Origin of the sequence: Vibrio marinisediminis (assembly GCF_014050145.1) — a bacterium.
In the GTDB taxonomy this organism is placed as follows: domain Bacteria; phylum Pseudomonadota; class Gammaproteobacteria; order Enterobacterales; family Vibrionaceae; genus Vibrio; species Vibrio marinisediminis.
Map to the genome: position 1 here is coordinate 124,800 of NZ_JACFYF010000008.1, position 17,107 is coordinate 141,906.

At 42.8% G+C, this 17,107-nt stretch carries 16 protein-coding genes; 5 read left to right on the forward strand and 11 right to left on the reverse strand.

The annotated features are described in order from the left end of the window. Positions 1 to 114 precede the first annotated feature (114 nt). Entirely contained in the window at positions 115 to 1,266 is a 1,152-nt protein-coding gene (locus tag H2O73_RS13710) for a 2-octaprenyl-3-methyl-6-methoxy-1,4-benzoquinol hydroxylase (protein WP_182109431.1), read from the forward strand. A gap of 82 nt (positions 1,267 to 1,348) precedes the next feature. On the opposite strand, the gene crr is transcribed toward H2O73_RS13710, so the two are convergent. The 5 genes from crr to cysZ all read right to left on the reverse strand — a co-directional run bounded on the left by crr (position 1,349) and on the right by cysZ (position 6,457). Next, positions 1,349 to 1,858 (reverse strand): PTS glucose transporter subunit IIA, encoded by a 510-nt coding sequence (gene crr, locus H2O73_RS13715; protein ID WP_075706668.1) that lies wholly within the window; start codon positions 1,856 to 1,858, stop codon positions 1,349 to 1,351. 206 nt (positions 1,859 to 2,064) lie between these two features. After that, a complete protein-coding gene (gene ptsI, locus H2O73_RS13720) occupies positions 2,065 to 3,789 on the reverse strand; it encodes a phosphoenolpyruvate-protein phosphotransferase PtsI (RefSeq protein WP_182109432.1) in 1,725 nt (574 codons plus the stop codon). 138 nt (positions 3,790 to 3,927) lie between these two features. Continuing rightward, a complete protein-coding gene (locus H2O73_RS13725; protein ID WP_182109433.1) occupies positions 3,928 to 4,185 on the reverse strand; it encodes an HPr family phosphocarrier protein in 258 nt (85 codons plus the stop codon). Positions 4,186 to 4,487: 302 nt separating this feature from the next. Then, a complete protein-coding gene (cysK, locus tag H2O73_RS13730; RefSeq protein ID WP_182109434.1) occupies positions 4,488 to 5,456 on the reverse strand; it encodes a cysteine synthase A in 969 nt (322 codons plus the stop codon). Between the two features lie 263 nt (positions 5,457 to 5,719). After that, positions 5,720 to 6,457 (reverse strand): sulfate transporter CysZ, encoded by a 738-nt coding sequence (gene cysZ, locus H2O73_RS13735; protein WP_182109435.1) that lies wholly within the window; start codon positions 6,455 to 6,457, stop codon positions 5,720 to 5,722. Positions 6,458 to 6,659: 202 nt separating this feature from the next. Here cysZ and zipA point away from each other — a divergent pair, with 202 nt between their 5' ends. The 4 genes from zipA to H2O73_RS13755 all read left to right on the forward strand — a co-directional run bounded on the left by zipA (position 6,660) and on the right by H2O73_RS13755 (position 12,097). After that, entirely contained in the window at positions 6,660 to 7,595 is a 936-nt protein-coding gene (zipA, locus tag H2O73_RS13740; protein ID WP_182109436.1) for a cell division protein ZipA, read from the forward strand. Between the two features lie 132 nt (positions 7,596 to 7,727). Beyond that, positions 7,728 to 9,737 (forward strand): NAD-dependent DNA ligase LigA, encoded by a 2,010-nt coding sequence (ligA, locus tag H2O73_RS13745; protein WP_182109437.1) that lies wholly within the window; start codon positions 7,728 to 7,730, stop codon positions 9,735 to 9,737. A 517-nt stretch (positions 9,738 to 10,254) separates the two neighbouring features. Next, positions 10,255 to 11,289, forward strand: a complete 1,035-nt coding sequence (locus H2O73_RS13750) for a porin (RefSeq protein ID WP_182109438.1) — start codon at positions 10,255 to 10,257, stop codon at positions 11,287 to 11,289. Positions 11,290 to 11,359: 70 nt separating this feature from the next. Continuing rightward, the gene (locus H2O73_RS13755; protein ID WP_246335922.1) at positions 11,360 to 12,097 is read left to right on the forward strand and encodes a YccT family protein; all 738 of its coding nucleotides are present in this window, start codon (positions 11,360 to 11,362) and stop codon (positions 12,095 to 12,097) included. A 51-nt stretch (positions 12,098 to 12,148) separates the two neighbouring features. Here H2O73_RS13755 and H2O73_RS13760 read toward each other — a convergent pair whose 3' ends face one another. From H2O73_RS13760 to H2O73_RS13785, 6 genes are all read right to left on the reverse strand, one after another. After that, a complete protein-coding gene (locus H2O73_RS13760; RefSeq protein ID WP_182109440.1) occupies positions 12,149 to 12,355 on the reverse strand; it encodes a hypothetical protein in 207 nt (68 codons plus the stop codon). A 234-nt stretch (positions 12,356 to 12,589) separates the two neighbouring features. Then, the gene (locus tag H2O73_RS13765; RefSeq protein WP_182109441.1) at positions 12,590 to 13,042 is read right to left on the reverse strand and encodes an NfeD family protein; all 453 of its coding nucleotides are present in this window, start codon (positions 13,040 to 13,042) and stop codon (positions 12,590 to 12,592) included. An 8-nt stretch (positions 13,043 to 13,050) separates the two neighbouring features. Further along, positions 13,051 to 13,983, reverse strand: a complete 933-nt coding sequence (locus H2O73_RS13770) for an SPFH domain-containing protein (protein ID WP_182109442.1) — start codon at positions 13,981 to 13,983, stop codon at positions 13,051 to 13,053. Between the two features lie 134 nt (positions 13,984 to 14,117). After that, the gene (locus H2O73_RS13775) at positions 14,118 to 14,972 is read right to left on the reverse strand and encodes a co-chaperone YbbN (RefSeq protein WP_182109443.1); all 855 of its coding nucleotides are present in this window, start codon (positions 14,970 to 14,972) and stop codon (positions 14,118 to 14,120) included. A 287-nt stretch (positions 14,973 to 15,259) separates the two neighbouring features. After that, positions 15,260 to 16,087 carry an SDR family oxidoreductase gene (locus H2O73_RS13780; RefSeq protein ID WP_182109444.1) on the reverse strand — a complete coding sequence of 276 codons (828 nt, stop codon included), beginning with the start codon at positions 16,085 to 16,087 and terminating at the stop codon, positions 15,260 to 15,262. Between the two features lie 51 nt (positions 16,088 to 16,138). Continuing rightward, positions 16,139 to 17,053 (reverse strand): TIGR01777 family oxidoreductase, encoded by a 915-nt coding sequence (locus H2O73_RS13785; RefSeq protein WP_182109445.1) that lies wholly within the window; start codon positions 17,051 to 17,053, stop codon positions 16,139 to 16,141. Between the last annotated feature and the right edge of the window lie 54 nt (positions 17,054 to 17,107).

The following is a 17,107-nucleotide window of genomic DNA, read 5'->3' on the forward strand; positions in this document are numbered from 1 at the left end:
GCCCGAATTTATAAGGGCTTTGCCCCTGGTGGAGATAAGGTTTTTAGTTACATTTTCGTAATCAATACGTACAATTAAAATTCACCCACAAATCAAGATGATGACGTGTAAAAAATGAACAAGTTTGATATTGCTGTGATTGGTGGTGGCATGGTTGGTGCTGCTGTCGCGCTTGGGTTTGCCAAGCAAGGAAGACAAGTCGTGATGGTTGAAGGGCAAAAGCCCCAGCCTTATTCGGATGATCAACCTATGGATATCCGTGTGTCGGCGATTTCTCATCAATCAGTGCAATTACTTGAGCAGTTAGGTGCGTGGCAAGCAATCCAGTCAACACGCATTTGTCCATATCGCCGTCTTGAAACATGGGAGCATCCCGAGTGCCGAACTCGCTTTCATAGTGATGAACTGGGTCTAGAACAGTTAGGGTATATTATTGAGAACCGCCTAATCCAGTTGGGTTTGTGGCAGCAATTTGAGCAATACCCGAATTTGACAGTGATCTGCCCGGATTCACTCGCGTCTATTACTATTGAAGATAATGTGCAAATCGTTCTTACCTCAGGGGCGATGGTGAGCGCTGAGTGGTTAATTGGTGCGGATGGCGCCAATTCGAAAGTTCGAGAGCAAGCCGGGATTGGTATTACTGCTTGGGATTACCGTCAACATTGTATGTTGATCAATGTTGAAACCGAATTTGAGCAACAAGATATTACCTGGCAGCAGTTTAATCCATCGGGTCCTCGCTCATTTTTACCTCTGTGTGGTAAACAAGGTTCATTAGTATGGTATGACTCGCCAAAGCGTATTAAGCAGCTTAGTGCTATGGGTAATGAGCAGTTGCGTGAAGAGATCCTCGCTTACTTTCCGCCTGAACTGGGGGATATCAAGGTCCTTCAGCATGGTTCATTTCCGCTGACTCGTCGTCATGCTCAGCAGTATGTAAAAAATCGCTGTGTCTTAGTTGGAGACTCTGCCCACACCATTAATCCGCTAGCAGGGCAGGGAGTAAACCTTGGCTTTAAAGATGTTGATGCGTTATTGCAGGTAACGCAAGACAAGTCGCTTTCACAAGATGTGTTGCTGGCTTACGAGCATAAAAGACGAGGTGATAACTTATTGATGCAGTCGGGGATGGATTTTTTCTATAAGGGATTTAGTAACGACATAGCGCCACTTAAGTTATTACGTAACGCCGCGCTGAAAATTGCCGATAAAACTGGACCGATAAAACAGCAGGTATTGAAATATGCGCTAGGGCTTAAATAGAGTGGTGTGAGTATAGATTTTATATGCCAGATACAAAAAACGCTGCTTAAGAGCAGCGTTTTTTCGTTTAGCTAAGTCGAAATTACTTAGTTACACGTAGTACTGGAGTTTCGCCAACAGTAACAGCACCAGAAAGCTTGTTCAGCTCTTTGATTTCGTCCATGTTAGAGATAACAACAGGAGTTAGAGTAGACTTAGCTTTCTCTTCTAGAAGCGCTAGGTCGAACTCAATAATAGTGTCGCCAGCTTTAACTGCTTGACCTTCTTCAGCGATGCGTTTGAAGCCTTCGCCTTTTAGTTCAACAGTATCGATACCGAAGTGAACGAATAGCTCAACGCCGTCGTCAGACTCGATAGAGAAAGCATGGTTAGTTTCAAAGATTTTACCGATAGTACCGTTAACAGGAGCTACCATCTTGTCGCCAGCTGGCTTGATAGCAATACCGTCACCAACGATCTTCTCTGCGAATACTACATCTGGCACATCTTCGATGTTAACGATTTCACCAGATAGAGGTGCGATGATCTCGATTGCACCAACATCAGCGCTGTCATCAGATACTAGCTTCTTAAGTTTATCAAACAGACCCATTGTGTCATGCTCCTAACGTTTAGTTTTCTTCTTTCGCAATATAGTATACCAATCTAGTCGAATAGACGAACAGTTTTAGCGCAACAAAACGCTAATAAGGAGGCCACAACGTAGATGCATAAAGGTAGAAAATTTAATGTTATCAACCTCTAAAATCTTGGTTATCGCTTCCTTATTGTTCATTTCGAGCAGACTAGCTATGCAGATTACTTAGATTTATCTGCAATAAATTTTTCTACAACTGCTTCGATTTCTGCCGCTGTTGGTAGAGAAAGTGCTTCTTCCGCCATCGCTTTAACTTCAGCGAAGTTAGAGTTACGGATTACTTTCTTAACCGTAGGGATCGAGATACCGCTCATTGAGAATTCGTCTAGACCCATACCTAGTAGTAGTAGAGTTGCGCGCTCATCACCTGCTAGCTCGCCACACATACCTGTCCACTTGCCTTCAGCGTGAGAAGCATCAATTACTTGCTTAATCACAGTAAGTACAGCTGGTGATAGAGGGTTGTACAGGTGAGAGATCATCTCGTTACCACGGTCAACAGCAAGTGTGTACTGAGTTAAATCGTTAGTACCGATAGAGAAGAAAGCAACTTCTTTTGCGAGGTGGTGAGCAATTGCTGCAGCAGCAGGAGTTTCAACCATTACGCCAATTTCGATGTTTTCATCGAATGCTAGACCTTCAGATCGTAGCTCTGCCTTGTACTCTTCGATTGCTGCTTTAAGCTCACGAATTTCTTCTACAGAGATAATCATTGGGAACATGATACGTAGTGTGCCATGTGCTGATGCACGTAGAATACCACGTAGCTGATCACGTAGGATTTCACGACGATCCAAGCTGATACGAACTGCACGCCAACCTAGGAATGGGTTCATCTCTTTTGGAAGGTCCATGTACGGTAGCTCTTTATCACCACCGATATCCATAGTACGGATGATTACCGCTTGACCTTCCATTGCTTCCGCAACTTCTTTGTACGCTTGGTATTGCTCTTCTTCAGTTGGAAGTGCATCACGATCCATGAATAGGAATTCTGTACGGTACAGACCAACGCCTTCACCGCCATTGCGGATGATACCGTCACAGTCTTTCACTGTACCGATGTTACCGCATACTTCTACACGGTGACCGTCTAGAGTTTCTGCGTGTAAATCTTTTAGTTTTGCTAGCTCTTCTTTTTCAGCGATGAATGCCGCTTTCACAGCTTTCGCTTCTGCAATTTCTGCTTCTGATGGGTTGATAACAATTTTGTTATTCATCGCATCAAGAATAAGCATATCGCCGTTCTTCACTTGTTTAGTGATGTTGTTCGTACCAACGATTGCTGGTAGTTCAAGAGAACGAGCCATGATAGAAGTGTGAGAAGTACGACCGCCGATATCACATGCAAAACCAAGAACGTAATCAAGGTTGATTTGTGCTGTTTCTGATGGCGTTAGGTCGTAAGCAACTAGGATAACTTCTTGGTCAATATCGCTTAGAGAAACGATGTTGATGCCTAGCGCATTTTTAACGAAACGAGAACCAATGTCGCGAATATCAGTAGCGCGCTCTTTTAGGTATTCGTCGTCTAGAGATTCAAGTGCACATGCTTGCTCTTCGATAACTGTGTAGATTGCGTTATCTGCAGACATTTTGTCTTTCTTGATGAGTGCTAGGATTTCTTCTTCTAGCTCTTCGTCTTCAAGAAGCATGATGTGACCTTCAAAGATCGCTTCTTTTTCTTCACCGAAGGTTTCAAGTGCTTTTTGCTTGATGGTTTCAAGCTGAGCTGATGATTTGTTGCGAGCGTCAAAGAAACGTGCAACTTCTGCTTCTACTTGATCGTCAGAGATTGTGTTTGTGTTTAGGACAATTTCATCTTCTTGAAGTAGTAATGCCTTACCAATAGCAATACCAGGAGATGCTAGGATGCCTGAAATCATAGCCTTACCTTAAATTGGTCAACTTTAAACTGGAGAAAAATATGGATGCGCTAACTCTTATGTTTAGCTTATGTTAGGACCTATTTCCAACAAAGCCATTCTGTTTTCACAAAATGGCTTCGAAAATAGGAGACCGAATTAGTGTAGTTGGTCCATTAGAGCAACTAGGTGGTCCACTGCTTGCTGTGCTTGTGGGCCTTCAGCAGAGATTGTTACAACAGTACCTTTAACTAGGCCAAGAGTTTGTAGTTTGAATAGGCTTTTTGCGCTAGCGCTTTTGCCATTTGAAGTCACATTGATGTCAGCATCGAATGCTTTAGCTTCTTTAACGAACTGTGCAGCAGGACGAGTGTGAAGGCCGTTTTCTGCAGTGATTTCAACTTGCTTCTCGTACATTTTGTATACCCCAATTAATTTATATTTTAGATAGTATTTTTAACCAAGCCTAGCTTAACGATTTATGATGACCTGTTCTATAAAACTAGCCAGCAATTTGTGTCGAAACTGATACTGGTTACAATTTTGGCAGTAATGATTGTAACAACCAGTGTTTACCATCACTACTTAGATACTGTTTTGGCAATATTATTTTGAAGCCAAAAATAAAACATTCCTGATATTACCAAAGGTGTGGTTAGGATCAACAAAAAAGCCCCTGTACGGGGCTTTTTTAAACGAAAAATTGATTTGGCAACATATTACTGTTGGTTCTCTTTTTCCGTAAATATGCCGGAAAACAACGCTGTGCTTAGATAGCGCTCACCAGAGCTTGGCAAGATTACAACAATAGTTTTGTCTTTAAATTCAGGTAGTTCTGCAATCTTGTTAGCTGCAACAACTGCCGCGCCAGAAGAGATGCCAGCCAGAATGCCTTCTTCTTCCATTAGGCGTTGAGCCATTTCAATGGCTTCTTCTGAAGTGACCGACTCAACGCGATCTAATAGCTCTAAATCCAAGTTTCCAGGGATAAAACCAGCGCCTATACCTTGAATCTTATGTGGTGCTGGTTGAATTTCATCACCTGCTAGCGCCTGTGCGATAACTGGTGATTCAGCCGGTTCTACTGCAACAGAAGTGATCGCTTTGCCTTTCTCGCCTTTGATGTAGCGGCTTGTACCCGTAATTGTACCGCCGGTACCAACGCCTGCGACGATAACATCAACAGCGCCATCAGTAGCTTCCCAAATTTCAGGACCAGTGGTTTTTACATGGATTTCTGGGTTGGCAGGGTTATCGAACTGTTGCAGGAGTAGATATTTTTCAGGGTTGCTTGCCACAATTTCTTCAGCTTTAGCAATTGCGCCTTTCATGCCTTTGGCCGCTTCAGTGAGCTCTAGATTTGCGCCAAGTGCTTTTAGAAGCTTACGACGTTCAAGACTCATTGATTCAGGCATGGTTAAAGTGAGTTTGTAACCACGAGCAGCCGCGACGAAGGCTAGGGCGATACCCGTATTACCACTGGTTGGCTCTACCAGTTCAACACCTGGTTTTAGCTTGCCTTGCTTTTCTGCGTCCCAGATCATGTTTGCGCCAATACGACATTTTACGCTGAAGCTTGGGTTACGTGCTTCCACTTTCGCCAGGATATTACCCTTTGCTACTTTATTTAAACGAACAAGAGGCGTGTTACCAATCGTTTGTGAATTGTCTTCGTAGATTTTGCTCATTGTCTGGTCCTTCATAAGATGGCTATTTGCTCGTAAGTCAAATGTTGACCGCGCAAACATAAGTGTTAGTGAATGTGGATAAAGATTAGGGCTTTTCTAAAAATGAGAGAAGGATTAAAAAGTTATATCTTATTTAAAATGCCTAATTAATTTTCATATGCTGGACTTTGACAATCAATGTGGCTTTAAGGAAGGTCTGTCAGTTTAAGTGGTGTCTCCAAGATTATAGAGAAGCCTTGAAGACACCACTGTATATAGAGAAGCTATTTTTTAAATTCGTTAACCCACATAGAGGTAGCGCCGCAGACCGCGACTGGCATAACAATTAAGTTCAAGATTGGTATGGTTGTAAATAAGCTGACTAAAACGCCAAAGCCATAAGCCTTACCTTGTTTTTGTTTCAAATTGTAACGCATCTCATTAAAACTGACTTTGTGGTTATCAAAAGGGTAGTCGCAGTACTGAATCGCCAGTATCCAAGCGGTAAAGACAAACCATAAAACCGGACCTAAAGTTTGTCCGATAGCTGGAATGAGTAATAGTAGAAACAGCCCAATTGCTTTTGGCAGAACATAGATAAGTTTTCGCCATTCACGAGCCAGTACGCGCGGGGTATCTTTCACCACACTTAGGATGCCGCCGTCGTTAATTTTTTTCCCTGTTAAGTGCTCTTCTACCTTTTCAGCGAGTAGTCCATTAAATGGCGCAGCGACAAAGTTTGCCAAGGTGCTAAAGAAGTAGGAGAAGGTGGCGAGAATGGTTAGCACCAAAAGAGGCCACAAAATGTAACTTAACCAAGAGAGGAACTCAGGCAGTTGTCCTATCCATTGATTGATCCAACTATCTAGATGAGAGAACAAATAGAAAAGGGCTCCGCCGACTAAAATAATATTAGCGAGTAGCGGCATTAAAACGAAACGGCGAATGCCAGGGCTAAGGGCTAGTTCGATACCGTGAAAGAAATAACCAAACCCTGAACGTGGTACTGTGTTTTTTGTCATAGTGCTTTTATCTGTGTAGAAAACGACCTTTTTCTATCTTAACAAGAAAGAAGCGTGTTCAAAATCACAACATTGTGGGAACTTCTCACATTAATTTGTTCTAAAACCTAGGATAGTTTTGGTAAAGTTATTGGTAAACAGGTTTAATCAATTTGGCCGTAAGCCCAGAAAGTGTTTGCCGCTAAGCAAATGAGAGCAAAAAATGCAGGAATTGCGATTCGTACTTATCGTGGTTGGCGCGCTTGCCATCGCCGCGTTGTTATTCCACGGTCTATGGACGAGTAAAAAAGAAGGCAAGTCAAAATTTGGTGACAAGCCATTAGGGAAGTTAGAAACCGACGGCGACGACATTTCTGATCGAAGTGCGGAGCGTGGTTTTGCTCCAGAAGATGATTTTGAAATTATCCGTAAGGATCGAAAAGAGCCTGATTTTGAAACCGATGCGCTGGCTGATGATCCGCTTATTGCCGATCCATTAATCTCTGATCCACTTACCGATTATGGTTCCAATGAGGAGTCAGAACTGGAGACGCGAGAAGTTATCAATACTGAGATTGATGAAATCCCGTCAATGTCAGCGCTCGATATCTCGGAAATTGAAATTGAACCAATAGCCAAGCCGATGACTGGTGAAGTGAAGGCGAAAGACATTGTGGAGCCATCTACGCAAGAAGAGCCTGCGGAGAAAGCGGAAGAGTCTGAGCCTAAAGAGCCTGAATTAGAAGTTATTGTAATGAACGTTCACAGCGCTGGTGATGAGCCATTTATTGGCACTAAGCTATTTAGTAGTATGCAGCAAAATGATCTGTTATATGGTGAAATGGATATTTTTCATCGCCATACGGACTTATCTGGAACGGGTAAGGTGTTGTTTAGTGTGGCGAATATGATGCAACCGGGTACGCTGAAACATGATGACCCAGCTGACTTTAGCACCAAAGGTATCTCTTTCTTTATGACCTTACCTTGCTACGGTGATGCTGATCAGAATTTCAAATTGATGCTAAAAACTGCTCAACAAATTGCCGATGATCTCGGTGGGCGCGTACTAGATGATGCGCGTAACTTGATGACGCCGAATCGCATCGATGGCTATAAGGCTCAAATCAAAGAGTTTAAAGCCAAACAAACTAACTGATTTATATAAGCAACTTAAAATGATTAAGGCTCCTTCAATAGTAGGAGCCTTTTTATTTGCCTTCTTGAACCTAACGAGTAGCGCAGTCATACTCGCACTATTAGCCACATCCTATCGAATACTGAGTGAAATATGTCGACAGAAATCCAACAACAACTCGAACAGTTGCGCGAAACGCTTCATTACCACGCTGTGCGTTATTACGTTGAAGATAGCCCTGAAATTCCAGACGCTGAATATGATCGTCTAATGCGAGAACTACTTGATTTAGAATCGCAATTTCCTGAGTTGATTACGATTGATTCTCCTAGCCAGCGCGTTGGTGGTAGACCACTTGACGGTTTTGATACCGTTAGTCATGAGATTCCAATGCTCTCTCTGGATAATGCATTTGATGATGGCGAACTAAATAGTTTCCATAAACGTATGGTCGATCGATTACCCGCTGCAAAATTTGATATTTTTTGCTGTGAACCGAAACTTGATGGTTTAGCTGTAAGTTTGCTCTATGTCGACGGCGTTTTAGTACAGGCTGCGACACGTGGCGATGGAACGACCGGTGAGAATATAACGGAAAATGTTCGCACGATTGCTGCAATTCCATTGAAGTTACGTGGCGAAGGTTGGCCTAGACGAATTGAAGTGCGCGGTGAGGTCTTCATGCCTAAAGCTGGCTTCGACAAGCTTAACCAATTGGCACTCAAAAAAGGTGAAAAGACATTTGTTAACCCACGTAATGCCGCAGCAGGTAGTTTGCGCCAGTTAGATTCACGCATAACCGCGACACGTCCTCTAAGCTTTTATGCCTACAGTGTTGGTGTTGTGGAGGGCGCTGCGCTCTCAAATAGCCATTATGAGCGTTTCATTCAGCTTAAAGGTTGGGGGCTACCAATGTGCCCTGAAACCAAACGAGTGAGTTCACTTGAGGAAGTGAAGGCATATTACCAAGATATCTTAACCCGTCGTGATGAGTTGGCTTATGAGATCGATGGTGTAGTAATCAAAGTTGACGATATTGCTATTCAAGAGCGCTTGGGCTTTGTCGCGCGCGCACCTCGTTGGGCTATTGCCTACAAATTCCCAGCGCAAGAAGAGATCACGCTACTCAATGACGTCGAGTTTCAAGTTGGGCGCACCGGTGCAATTACGCCTGTAGCAAAGTTAGAACCGATTTTTGTTGGCGGAGTGACGGTAAGTAACGCCACCTTGCACAACGCGGATGAAATTGCTCGTTTGAAGGTGAAAATTGGCGATAGTGTGATTATTCGTCGTGCGGGTGATGTGATCCCACAAGTAGTTTCAGTGGTTCTAGAGCGTCGCCCTGATAACGCTCGTGATATCGAATTCCCAAATCAATGCCCAGTTTGTCGTTCAGCCGTCGAACGTGTAGAAGGCGAAGCGGTTGCTCGCTGTACAGGTGGCTTAGTTTGCCAAGCACAACGTAAAGAAGCATTGAAGCATTTTGTCTCACGTAAAGCGCTGGATGTTGACGGCCTAGGTGAGAAAGTGATTGAACAGCTTGTGGACCGTGAAATGGTCGAGACGCCTGCTGATCTCTTCAAACTTAGCGCTGGTGTGATTACCGTTTTAGAGCGCATGGGACCAAAATCGGCACAAAATGTTGTCAATGCACTGCAAGCCGCGAAACAAACGACTTTAGCGCGTTTCTTGTATTCTTTGGGGATTCGTGAAGTTGGAGAGGCAACGGCTGCTAATTTAGCTGCGCATTTTAAAAAACTTGATTCAGTAATGGTGGCGAGCCATGAGAAGTTAGTCGAAGTCCAAGATATAGGTGGGATAGTTGCGAGTCATATCACGTCTTTTTTTGCGCAAGATAAAAACAAACAAGTAATCGCAGAACTGATTGAACAGGGTATAACTTGGCCGGCAATTGAAGAGAAAGATGAAAGTGTACCTCAACCGCTAGCCGGGAAAGTTGTTGTGCTAACGGGCTCGTTATCTCAACTGTCCCGAGCTGACGCTAAGGCGGCTCTACAATCACTAGGCGCCAAAGTGACGGGCAGCGTTTCAAAGAAAACCGACATTTTGTTTGTCGGTGAAAATGCGGGCTCAAAATTAGCGAAGGCCCAAGAGTTAGGAGTTGAAGTTCAAACGGAGCAGGACCTAATTAATATGATTTAAGGGTTATTTACTAGGCTCGTAGCCCTCCCTATTATATTAAACACCTCTTTATAAGAGGTGTTTTTTTTACATCTAAATTAAGGTGTTTCAATATTAAGAATGAATGTCCATCTTTAGAAGGTGATATAGATCGAAATAAAAATATAGAGTTACGTTTTGATCATTTTATGCGATCAGACTCAAAAATACACTTCACTTTAACTCTTTAATTAATTGATTTAATTCAATTAAATTAAATACTGTGAAAGTTCAAAGCAATATGGAGATCTTGATCACTAGTTTAGAAAAAGTATGTCTTGTGTCATATTTTTTTATAAAGAAATTAAGTTCTGATTGATGTTTTTTGCTGCGAAGTTAGTCTAGTTCATACGGATACACGAGGTGTATGCAGTAACTTTAAAATTGAAATTATCATTGAAGATTGTTGATATTTTATTAGGAAAATCTTTTCCCTTCGGCGGCCAACTTTAGGGGAAAGGAAATAAAACAGCTATATCCATTTTTAGGAGTTTTTTCCATGGACAAATTTTTTAAACGCACTCTAGTATGTGCGGCAGTGGCTTCGGCAGCGACAGTTGGTTCAGCAAATGCTGCAGTGCAAGTTGTTGGTGATGCAGTACAATTTTACGGTCAAGCTGCGGGCGCTCTGATTGTTTCAGATCACGCTAAAGCGGGTAAAGATAATACAGTAATTGCAGATATTGAATCTCGTGTCGGTTTCCGCGGTGTTGTTGAGTTTGAAGATCTAGAACCTAACTTTGTATGGCAAATGGAAGGCGGCAACGCTAACAACGGTACTAATTCTGGTGGTCTTGGTGTGCGTGATACGTACCTAGGTCTTGATTGGGATGGCTTCGGTAGCGTTAAATTCGGTCGTCAGTTGGTTGCTGCTTATAACCTAGTCGATGGTCACACAAACCCAGGCACAGGTTATGTGTTTGACGGTTGGGTAGATGGCGCTCTTGACCTAGGTGTTGCTTGGGAAGGTCGTGCTGACCACGTAATCCGCTACGACTCAGCAAACTGGAATGGCTTCACTCTACAAGCGTCTCTAAGTGGCATGAGTGGTTCAACCGATGCGAAAACTATCAGCTTTGCGGGTGCATACCAAAATGACAACATGCTACTACACGCTGGTTACTACGACCGTGGTGAAACAGTAGAAGCTGATGCCCTGAACGTTGATGGCAGCAACTACTGGATTGCTGGCGCATACTTCTTCTTAGGTGATTTCACTATTAACGCTGCGGTACGCGATATGTCTGCAGATTACGCCAATGGCACTGACAATGGTCAAATGAGCTACTCTGGTGCTATTCAGTATACAATCAACGAAAACTGGTTTGTAAAAGCAGGTTACGCCGCTCAAGCTAAATCTGACCTAGCGAAAGACGCAGGTATCGATGATTCAGACAGTGCAGTGACTGCTCGCGTAGCATTCCTACAGCCTAGCTTTATCATCTACGGTGATATCCGTGACTACGATATGAACGGCAATTCTAAAGAAACAGACAAGACTGACTTCATGCTAGGTATTGAATACTACTTCTAATAGCTATTCGTTAGTCTAACTATCTTATATTGAGCACTCTCTCGAGAGTGCTCGTTTTTTTCAGGAGAAAATGATGAAGGCAATGAGAACCTTAATAGCGATATGTATTACAACAGCTTCCTTCGCTCCGCAAGCCGAAGTTGGACTAAATTTTAACTCTAATGTGGTACCACTTGTAGTGGATAATGAAGAGTCAGGGTTGTGGGCTTTTTCTAAACCTAAGTTTGAAGTGCCAAACGGAACTAATCAGGTTGTTATTCGTGTATCTAAATTAGTCGATAATAATTCTGGCGCAAAAGAAAAATTTAATTCAGATCCATTTGTGGTGACATTTAATGCGGCAGATACTCAGGTGACATTAGCGATGGATGCTAAAATAACGCGCTTGATTCATGTCGAAAAATTTAACGAAAATCCCAAAATGAAGCTTACAGATAGTAACGGCAATGTACTAGATTTTAAAATTGATAAGTTGCCTTCGATTTTGGGGTTAGGGCGTGATTACGTTAAAGAACTAAAAAAATATAATCAAGAAAATAATATAGTGACAACTTCGTCTTCTACTAGCCAAGCTTCAACGGTAGGTCAGCTAGCTGGCAGTGATGCAAGCCAAATGGTTTCATACTGGAGCAAAAAAGCAACACCGCAAGAACTAGAACAATTTACCAACTGGGTTTTTGAAAATAGGCAGTCAACATCTGTTCCTGCACTTGAAGGTTCTAAAGCTTTAGAGATGATGGGATATTGGTATGCAGAAGCATCACCAATTGAAAGAAAATCAATCTTAGCGTGGCTAGTTTCGCATTAATTCACTCGACTTTTTAAGCCCTTGTCTATACAGGCAAGGGCTTTGTCAATACTAACGCGATAGCGTAACACCCGAGTAAGTCCCACCATTTGAACGGCATACACCACTAGGGATGTAATCTGTTGTCCCATCAGGTAAGTTACAGGTAACCCACGCCCCGCGAGCCGTTTGATTGCTATTTGAGTTATTTGCAGCGGTAGAGGCAAATACAGAAAATGAAAGTAGCGCAGTACAGAATAGGGCAATGATCTTTTTCATGACAGTTCTCCGTTATTTTTGCGACGTATCTCAAATTTTATGAGATACCCTTATTATGAAACAGGACTGATAAAGATCAAAAAAAAATGATATTTTTATGTAATAAATAACCTATCTTGATGTTTTTTTAGGTTAATTAAAGCAAAAATTCTTTTTATGGAGAGTAGATCGGTTAACTCATCGAAATAGGCAGAAAAATAAGCCATTTTCTACCTATTATAAACACAATAAGGCTTACTTTTTTTCCTCAATGAATAAAACTATTCCCTTAATTGCAACTACTTCGACCATTGATCCAGCTGATAATGCTTGTTCACTATGGGCTGACCAAGTGGTATCCGCTAATTTGATACGAGACCTTCCCGCAGGAATATCGTGTTCGAGCTGAATACTTTGACCTATCAGTTGCTTGGTTTTTTGATTCAAATCTCTTTTTTCGTCACCTTGACGATCGCTTTTAAGCTGCCTTCGCCACCACAACCAAGTGGTCGCGAGAGAAAATACACCAAATGAAACCCATTGAAGCTGCCAACTGATTGGTAACCAAGCCAGTAGTACGCCGACTAGTAGCGCCGATATTCCTAACCAGAGCAAGTAGCCCGCAGTACCTAGTAACTCGGCTGCGAGCAAAGCAAGCCCAAAAGCAATCCAGTGCCAATGATTAATGCTATCTAATATTTCGACCACAAAACCCTCTATTTCTTTTGTTGTGCAAACATTTCAGCGATACCCGCAACCGAGCCCATTAGACCAGTTGCTTCTAGTGGAAGCATGATGATCTTGCCATTTTCCGCCTGACCGATAGCTTTTAGGGCGTCAGTATAGCCTTGGGCAATAAAGTAATTAACGGCTTGCATGTCACCTTTTGAAATTGCTTCAGACACCATCTCAGTGGCTCGAGCTTCTGCCTCTGCCGCTCTTTCTCTAGCTTCAGCTTGTAGAATTGCCGCTTGTTTTTCCCCTTCGGCTTTGAGTATTTCTGATTGTTTTTGCCCTTCAGCTCGTAAAATCTTAGCTTGGCGAACACCTTCAGCTTCAAGAATTTCGGCGCGTTTGTTTCGCTCCGCTTTCATTTGGGCATTCATTGCCGCGGTGAGATCGGAGGGTGGCTGCACATCTTTGATTTCAATACGCGTGACTTTTACGCCCCAAGGGTTGGTTGCTTCATCAACTATCGCTAACAGTTTGACATTAATCATATCGCGTTGGCTGAGCATTTCGTCTAGTTCCATAGAGCCAAGTACGGTACGGATGTTAGTTAATGTAAGATTTCGTATCGCATGTTCGAGATCATTAACTTCATAAGCGGCCTTTGGTGCATCAATCACTTGTACAAAGCAGACTGCATCAATAGTGACATTGGCGTTATCGCGTGAAATAACTTCCTGTGCGGGAATATCAAGAACTCGTTCCATCATATTAATTCGATGACCAATTTTGTCGATGAATGGGATGATGAAATTTAATCCTGGTTTGAGCGTTAGCGTATAGCGCCCAAATCGTTCTACTGTCCAATGGTTTCCTTGCGGGACCGTCTTAACACCCGCATAAACGAAGGCCACTACGGCAACAATAAAGATAGCGGTAGTGATTATGGAATCGAGGGGGAGGGAAGTATCGATAGGCATGAAGCGCTCCTTATTTCAAGTTAGCTTCATTGTTGCTGATTATTTCGCCAGCGACAAACCTAATAATGAGAGTTGATACGATAATCATAAATAACCAAGGTCAGATATACGGACCTTGGTTAAAAAAAGCTTAGTTAGTAGAGAATAGAGTAGAGTCGACTGCGATATTTCGCAGCAGTTTTATTTCCTTGTCCCAGCGCACTAAGGATATCCATAAATGATTTTTTCAAATCCCCATCTAGGGCATTAAGATCTTTGACAATGAATTGCCAGATTAGCTCTAATGCTTCCTCGTCGCGGTTAACTTGATGGTAATTTAGCGCTAGCTCTTGAGCCAGTTTTGCATTACTCGGTTCTGCTGAGAACTGCTTTTCAAGTGATTGAATTTCAGGGCTATTTGCCGCTTGGTTATGTATCTCTAATTTAGCGATTAGACCTTTATAGTAGTTATCTTGATACTCCAAAGGAATGCTCTGGAGTAACTCTGCCGCTTTGTCGAAATCTTGTGTTTCGAGATAACAATCAGTGAGTGCGAGTTTAACGTCGCCTCGGTTGATAAGCTCGGGTGGTAGCGCGTTAAGCATAGGTAGCGCTTGCGTGTGTAAGCTGTTAGCCACTAATTCAAGTGCTCTATTTAGATTTAGCTCATCTTGGCTAGGAAGATGTTTGGCGAGCATTGCTTCGACGGCCTGAATAGACTGGGGACCACCAAGCCCATCGACGGGCTTGCCATCAATAAATAGGGCAATAGTTGGTAGTGCTTGTACGCCAAATTGAGCCGCAATCGCTTGTTCTTGTTCGCAATTAAGCAACGCAAGAGTCATCGCGCCATTATAGTTTTGCGCAATTTGCTGTAGTTGAGGGATGATCTCACTGCTTTCAGGGCTGATAGATGCCCAAAAATGAATCAGTAGCGGAGTTTGCTGAGAGCTCTCGAGAACCTGCATAAAGTTCTGCTGATTCAACTCGGTAATAAACGGTGACTGCATGCGACATACCTTTATAAAAATGGTCTTTATCTAGCTAATAAGTATGGTCGATTGCGGGAGAAATCAAGCGTTCAAATAAAAACACCACGTATTAACGTGGTGTTTTTATTGGCAAAGTGCAAGCGAAGGTGTCTAAAGTACGATAAACACAGTTAGCGCGACACTCACACATAGCCAATTTAATTGATTTAATGACATGTACAGGCACCGAATGAGACGCTTTATAATTTGTTTACCCTATCATCATGACGTTGATTTATGACGTTATCATTACACCAGACCGTTTTTTATGCGGCTTTTTGCAATATTTTGTCGAGCCAACGAGTCGGTAGAATTCGTTTTAAGACCGCGAACACCTTGGTTGGTTTGGTGATGCGATAGCGAATCTTAGGCTTACGCTTCTCAAGTGCATGAATGAGTGGTTCTATACACGCTTCTGGTGGTAAGACAAAAGCGTTGTTAGAAGATTGCTTGGCTAATCGTAACATTTGCTGTTGATATTGAGCGTGATGAGGGCTGTTTTCAACGTTTATCCATTGTTGAAAAGCTATTAACGCATTGGCTCTAAATTGAGTCTCTATTGGACCGGGCTCAATTAAACTAATTTTTATTTGTGTTGATGCGAGTTCTAATCGAAGTGTGTCAGTCCAGCCTTCAATCGCAAACTTTGAAGCATTGTATGCTCCACGGTATTTCATTGCGGCAAACCCAAGTACAGAGCTGTTTTGTACAATTCGTCCTTCACCGTGTTTTCTCATGACTGGTAGTATTTCGGTTACTAATTGGTGCCAACCAAAAAAGTTGGTTTCAAATTGGGCCCGTAAACCGTCAGTCGGTAAGTCTTCTAATGCACCGGGCTGCCCGTAAGCACCGTTGTTAAAAAGGGCATAGAGTTTCCCATCAGTTAATTGCAATGTTCGTTGTACCGCGTCGCTAATACTGTTTGAGCAATTCAAATCGAGTTGGATGCAGGTTAGTCCTTCATTAATTAACCGCTCAACGTCTTCGAGTTTTCGGCATGAGGCGATAACTTGGTAGCCTCGTTTGTGGAGAGCATGAGCGGCAACATAGCCGATACCAGATGAACAGCCAGTGATGAGTATTGCTTTGGACATGAAATCCTTCTCTATTGTTTTCCTTTGGAAACAGCGTATTAGAGTAAAGGATTATTCATGATGTTGTAACAGATTTTTCAGTGCTGGCTCGAGTCTTGAGTAGCTGAATCGAAATCCCAACTCAGTCAGTTTTTTTGGTTTCGCCCTGATGCTATCAAGTAGTAATACCGAGCTCTCTCCCATAATGGCTTTGATGGTCCATTTGGGGGTAAACAGAAAATGCGGTCGCTTAAGCGTTCGTGCTAACGTTCCGCTGAAGTGACGGTTGGTTACGGGGTGCGGGGCACAAACGTTAAATTCACCATGAGCATGCTCAGTCTCAAGTAAATAAACAATCGCGCGAACCATGTCCAGTTTATGAATCCAAGGCATGTATTGTCTGCCGTTACCAATCGGTCCACCCACCCCAAATTTATAGGGCAATAACATTTTTGCCAGTGCGCCACCATCGCAACCAAGCACCACCCCAGTTCGTAATATGCATACACGGGTCGATTCCGAACGGGCACGATTGGCGATTTCTTCCCATTTAGCACAAACGTGGTGAGTAAAGTTGTCGCTATGTACATGCAGGCTTTCATCAAATGGGTGTTGCTGTTGATCGCCGTAATATCCTACCGCAGAACCGCTGATAAAAACGCTTGGTGGGGTTGTACTGGCGTGTGTCAAAGAGACAAGTTGCTCTGTTATTTTCCAGCGACTCTCACAGATTTCTTGTTTTTGCTCCGCGTTCCAGCGCTTATCGGCTATTGGCTCTCCAGCCAAGTTAATAACAGCATCAAAATCATTCAGGTGATGCATATCATTTAAGTGAGAAATATAAGTCACATTACCTAAGTCAGCATGGTTAACTGCGCGTTTGGCCATATCAGTGGAACGCGTTAACAAAACTACTTCATGAGTGGTTAGATGCTTGAGCAGCTCCTTGCCAATAAAGCCGGTGCCACCCGTCAATAATATTTTCATTTCTACTCTCCTTGTATGGAGTAATTATAGCGAGATCAACCAAACTCGGATCAG